2 tRNA genes and 3 rRNA genes are annotated in these 5648 nt (G+C 46.4%); all 5 read left to right on the top strand.

Going from position 1 to position 5648, the window contains the following annotated elements:
* Window positions 1-432 precede the first annotated feature (432 nt).
* The 5 genes from EGI05_RS17885 to rrf all read left to right on the top strand — a co-directional run bounded on the left by EGI05_RS17885 (window position 433) and on the right by rrf (window position 5554).
* Window positions 433-1949, top strand: a 16S ribosomal RNA gene (locus EGI05_RS17885).
* Window positions 1950-2158: 209 nt separating this feature from the next.
* Window positions 2159-2232 (top strand) — tRNA-Ile (locus EGI05_RS17880).
* A 67-nt stretch (window positions 2233-2299) separates the two neighbouring features.
* Window positions 2300-2373 (top strand) — tRNA-Ala (locus EGI05_RS17875).
* Between the two features lie 154 nt (window positions 2374-2527).
* A 23S ribosomal RNA gene (locus tag EGI05_RS17870) occupies window positions 2528-5277 on the top strand.
* 168 nt (window positions 5278-5445) lie between these two features.
* Window positions 5446-5554 (top strand): 5S ribosomal RNA (gene rrf, locus EGI05_RS17865).
* The 16S, 23S and 5S rRNA genes sit together here with 2 tRNA genes alongside, the layout of an rRNA operon.
* Window positions 5555-5648: the final 94 nt, after the last annotated feature.

The raw sequence follows: 5648 nt of genomic DNA, 5'->3' as shown, positions 1-5648 counted from the left end.
TAAAATTTATGTTAAGTAAATTTGTTTTGTGTTTGGATAAGGTGTTATCTTTGCCCCACTGAAAACGGAAGGAAGTAGGTAGCGTAGAAGGGTAAATTATTTAATGGGCTTTTAAAAAAATAAGTCAAAAAATATTTTGATAAGTTAAAAAAGTTTGTATCTTTGCAGTCCCTAAATATGGGGAGCGCAGGAGAGTAGGATTGGATGTTTTGGAGGGGTTAAGGTTAAGAAAAAAAACTTTAAAATTTTCTCAAGAAACATTTGGTCATTAAAAAATAATTTTTTACTTTTGCACTCGCAAATCAGGAGCGAAAACGACAGAGAATTAGCGACTGATGAAGCGGAAGAAATGAAGATCATTGACATACAATATAACAACCAAGTAAGGAAAAACTAAAGCGTTAAAGAACTTTGAGTGAGTCAGACAAACATACAATGGAGAGTTTGATCCTGGCTCAGGATGAACGCTAGCGGGAGGCCTAACACATGCAAGCCGAGCGGTATGATTCTTTCGGGAATCAGAGAGCGGCGTACGGGTGCGGAACACGTGTGCAACCTGCCTTTATCTGGGGGATAGCCTTTCGAAAGGAAGATTAATACCCCATAATATATTGAGTGGCATCACTTAATATTGAAAACTCCGGTGGATAGAGATGGGCACGCGCAAGATTAGATAGTTGGTGGGGTAACGGCCTACCAAGTCGATGATCTTTAGGGGGCCTGAGAGGGTGATCCCCCACACTGGTACTGAGACACGGACCAGACTCCTACGGGAGGCAGCAGTGAGGAATATTGGACAATGGGTGCAAGCCTGATCCAGCCATCCCGCGTGAAGGACGACGGCCCTATGGGTTGTAAACTTCTTTTGTACAGGGATAAACCTAGATACGTGTATCTAGCTGAAGGTACTGTACGAATAAGCACCGGCTAACTCCGTGCCAGCAGCCGCGGTAATACGGAGGGTGCAAGCGTTATCCGGATTTATTGGGTTTAAAGGGTCCGTAGGCGGATCAGTAAGTCAGTGGTGAAATCTCATAGCTTAACTATGAAACTGCCATTGATACTGCTGGTCTTGAGTAAGGTAGAAGTAGCTGGAATAAGTAGTGTAGCGGTGAAATGCATAGATATTACTTAGAACACCAATTGCGAAGGCAGGTTACTATGTCTTAACTGACGCTGATGGACGAAAGCGTGGGGAGCGAACAGGATTAGATACCCTGGTAGTCCACGCTGTAAACGATGCTAACTCGTTTTTGGGTTTTCGGATTCAGAGACTAAGCGAAAGTGATAAGTTAGCCACCTGGGGAGTACGAACGCAAGTTTGAAACTCAAAGGAATTGACGGGGGCCCGCACAAGCGGTGGATTATGTGGTTTAATTCGATGATACGCGAGGAACCTTACCAAGGCTTAAATGGGAATTGATCGGTTTAGAAATAGACCTTCCTTCGGGCAATTTTCAAGGTGCTGCATGGTTGTCGTCAGCTCGTGCCGTGAGGTGTTAGGTTAAGTCCTGCAACGAGCGCAACCCCTGTCACTAGTTGCCATCATTAAGTTGGGGACTCTAGTGAGACTGCCTACGCAAGTAGAGAGGAAGGTGGGGATGACGTCAAATCATCACGGCCCTTACGCCTTGGGCCACACACGTAATACAATGGCCGGTACAGAGGGCAGCTACACAGCGATGTGATGCAAATCTCGAAAGCCGGTCTCAGTTCGGATTGGAGTCTGCAACTCGACTCTATGAAGCTGGAATCGCTAGTAATCGCGCATCAGCCATGGCGCGGTGAATACGTTCCCGGGCCTTGTACACACCGCCCGTCAAGCCATGGAAGTCTGGGGTACCTGAAGTCGGTGACCGTAAAAGGAGCTGCCTAGGGTAAAACAGGTAACTAGGGCTAAGTCGTAACAAGGTAGCCGTACCGGAAGGTGCGGCTGGAACATCTCATTTTAGAGCGTCTTTAGACGTTAAACAAAATTAGTACTTATAGTACATTAACTTACTTAAAGTTTAAGCTTTAGTTTTTTGTTTGGTTGATATATAAAAATACAAAACCCACTAGAAATTAGTACAGGGAAAGAGATTTAGAAAAGAAGTTAGAAATTAGGAGTTAGAGATTAGTCTAACATCTAGTATCTAAAATCTAACGTCTAAAACAAAGTCTCGTAGCTCAGCTGGTTAGAGCGCTACACTGATAATGTAGAGGTCGGCAGTTCGAGCCTGCCCGAGACTACTAATTAAAGCGGTAAGCAGTAAGCAAAATGCCTAAGGCATGTAGCTTAATGCCTACAGCACCTAGAGGGGAATTAGCTCAGCTGGCTAGAGCGCCTGCCTTGCACGCAGGAGGTCAAGGGTTCGACTCCCTTATTCTCCACAGTTTTGGAGGTTTAGTTTAAAAGTGACGATTGGAGCCAAAAACAACAATTGTTTACTAGACCAAAAAGAAGAAAATAAGATCATTGACATTAACGGTAAAGACATCACAAAGAGAAAACCGAGCACTTATAAGTGCTTGAGTAACCAATAGGAAAGAAATCGTTAAGGGCGTATGGCGGATGCCTAGGCTTTCAGAGGCGACGAAGGACGTGGTAAGCTGCGAAAAGCTGCGGGGATTGGCACACACGAATTGATCCGCAGATATCCGAATGGGGCAACCCGGCATATTGAAGATATGTCACCTCGTAAGAGGAGCAAACCCGGAGAACTGAAACATCTAAGTACCCGGAGGAAAAGAAATCGAAGAGATTCCGTAAGTAGTGGCGAGCGAAAGCGGATTAGCCCAAAAGTCTTTATATGTTTAATAGAATGTACTGGAAAGTGCAGCCATAGAGGGTGATAGCCCCGTATATGAAAGGCATATTTGGATGATAAATGAGTAGGGCGGGACACGTGAAATCCTGTCTGAATATGGGGGGACCATCCTCCAAGGCTAAATACTCCTGAAAGACCGATAGTGAACAAGTACTGTGAAGGAAAGGTGAAAAGCACTTCGAATAGAAGGGTGAAATAGAACCTGAAACCGTACGCCTACAAGCGGTCGGAGCCCACATGTTGGGTGACGGCGTGCCTTTTGCATAATGAGCCTACGAGTTAATTTTACTAGCGAGGTTAAGGTATTAAGTACCGGAGCCGGAGCGAAAGCGAGTCTGAATAGGGCGCTGAGTTAGTAGGATTAGACGCGAAACCTTGTGATCTACCCATGGGCAGGTTGAAGCTCTGGTAACACAGAGTGGAGGACCGAACCGGTTGACGTTGAAAAGTCTTCGGATGACCTGTGGGTAGGGGTGAAAGGCCAATCAAACTGGGAGATAGCTCGTACTCTCCGAAATGCATTTAGGTGCAGCGTCGATGTTAAGTTTATTAGAGGTAGAGCTACTGATTGGATGCGGGGGTTTCACCGCCTACCAATTCCTGACAAACTCCGAATGCTAATAAATGTTCGTCGGCAGTGAGGGCATGGGTGCTAAGGTCCATGTCCGAGAGGGAAAGAACCCGGACCAACAGCTAAGGTCCCTAAATATATGCTAAGTTGAAACAACGCGGTTGGACTGCATTGACAGCTAGGATGTTGGCTTGGAAGCAGCCATTCATTTAAAGAGTGCGTAACAGCTCACTAGTCGAGCGGTCCGGCATGGATAATAATCGGGCATAAGCATATTACCGAAGCTATGGGATTAATTAAATTAATCGGTAGGAGAGCATTCTATCGGCGCAGAAGCAGTATCGTGAGGTATTGTGGAGCTTATAGAAAAGAAAATGTAGGCATAAGTAACGATAAAGGGGGCGAGAAACCCCCTCACCGAAAGACTAAGGTTTCCTCAGCCATGCTAATCAGCTGAGGGTTAGTCGGGACCTAACGCGAACCCGAAAGGGGTAGTGGATGGACAATGGGTTAATATTCCCATACTTGCTCACAATAAAAGGGGACGGTTCGATGTAGCTACTGAAGACGGACGGAAGTGTCAAGGCCTAGCCTTCGGGCGAAGCTGTTGTAGTGTAATCGGATCCAAGAAAAGCCGAAGTGAAGCAACCCGTACCAAAACCGACACAGGTGGTCGAGGAGAGAATCCTAAGGTGCTCGAGTGAGTCGTGGCTAAGGAACTAGGCAAAATAGTCTCGTAACTTCGGAAGAAGAGACGCCATCAGCAATGGTGGCCGCAGTGAAGAGGCCCAGGCGACTGTTTATCAAAAACACAGGACTCTGCTAAATCGAAAGATGCTGTATAGGGTCTGACACCTGCCCGGTGCTGGAAGGTTAAGGAAGGTGCTTAGCGCAAGCGAAGGCATTGACTGAAGCCCCAGTAAACGGCGGCCGTAACTATAACGGTCCTAAGGTAGCGAAATTCCTTGTCGGGTAAGTTCCGACCTGCACGAATGGTGTAACGATCTGGGCACTGTCTCAGCCACGAGCTCGGTGAAATTGTAGTATCGGTGAAGATGCCGATTACCCGCAATGGGACGAAAAGACCCTGTGAACCTTTACTATAACTTCGTATTGACTTTGAGTAAGTAATGTGTAGGATAGGTGGGAGGCTATGAAGCTGGCACGCTAGTGTTGGTGGAGCCGACGTTGAAATACCACCCTTTACTTACTTGGAGCCTAACTTCGAAAGAAGGACATTGCGTGGTGGGTAGTTTGACTGGGGTGGTCGCCTCCAAAAGAGTAACGGAGGCTTTCAAAGGTACCCTCAGCACGCTTGGTAACCGTGCGTAGAGTGTAATGGCATAAGGGTGCTTGACTGTGAGACCTACAAGTCGATCAGGTGCGAAAGCAGGACATAGTGATCCGGTGGTTCCGTATGGAAGGGCCATCGCTCATAGGATAAAAGGTACTCCGGGGATAACAGGCTAGTCTCCCCCAAGAGCTCACATCGACGGGGAGGTTCGGCACCTCGATGTCGGCTCGTCACATCCTGGGGCTGGAGAAGGTCCCAAGGGTTGGGCTGTTCGCCCATTAAAGTGGCACGCGAGCTGGGTTCAGAACGTCGTGAGACAGTTCGGTCTCTATCTATTGCGGGCGTTAGATGTTTGAGAGGGCTTGATTCTAGTACGAGAGGACCGAATTGAACAAACCTCTGGTGTATCAGTTGTACCGCCAGGTGCACCGCTGAGTAGCTATGTTTGGAAGAGATAAGCACTGAAAGCATATAAGTGCGAAACTCGCCTCAAGATGAGACATCTTTTAAGGGTCGTGGGAGATGACCACGTTGATAGGCTACAGGTGTAAAGTTGGTAACAGCATAGCCGAGTAGTACTAATTACCCGTAGATTTATAGCCTTTGGATACAATAATAACAAGCCTTATAAGTGCAGTGAAGGTTTTGTCTTTGTGAAAGTTTTTATCGATTAAAACAGGTATCAGATGGTAGATACAAGTTGGTAGGTGGCAGTAAAATGCTAATCCTTCAGCCTATATCCTAATCCTTTGAACCTTATATACAACCTTTAGGGTGGTTTTAGCGGTGGGGCTCACCTGTTCCCATTCCGAACACAGAAGTTAAGCCCACCAGCGCCGATGGTACTGCGACAAGCGGGAGAGTAGGTCGCCGCCAGTTTTTATTTTAAACCTCATACAGCAATGTATGAGGTTTTTTTGTGTCTTTATTTTTTCTTTACTTTTTCTTTTTCTTTACTTTTTCTTTTCTTATG

The organism is Chryseobacterium daecheongense (assembly GCF_003729955.1).
Taxonomy (GTDB): domain Bacteria; phylum Bacteroidota; class Bacteroidia; order Flavobacteriales; family Weeksellaceae; genus Chryseobacterium; species Chryseobacterium daecheongense.
This window is presented reverse-complemented; position numbering and strand designations above follow the sequence as displayed.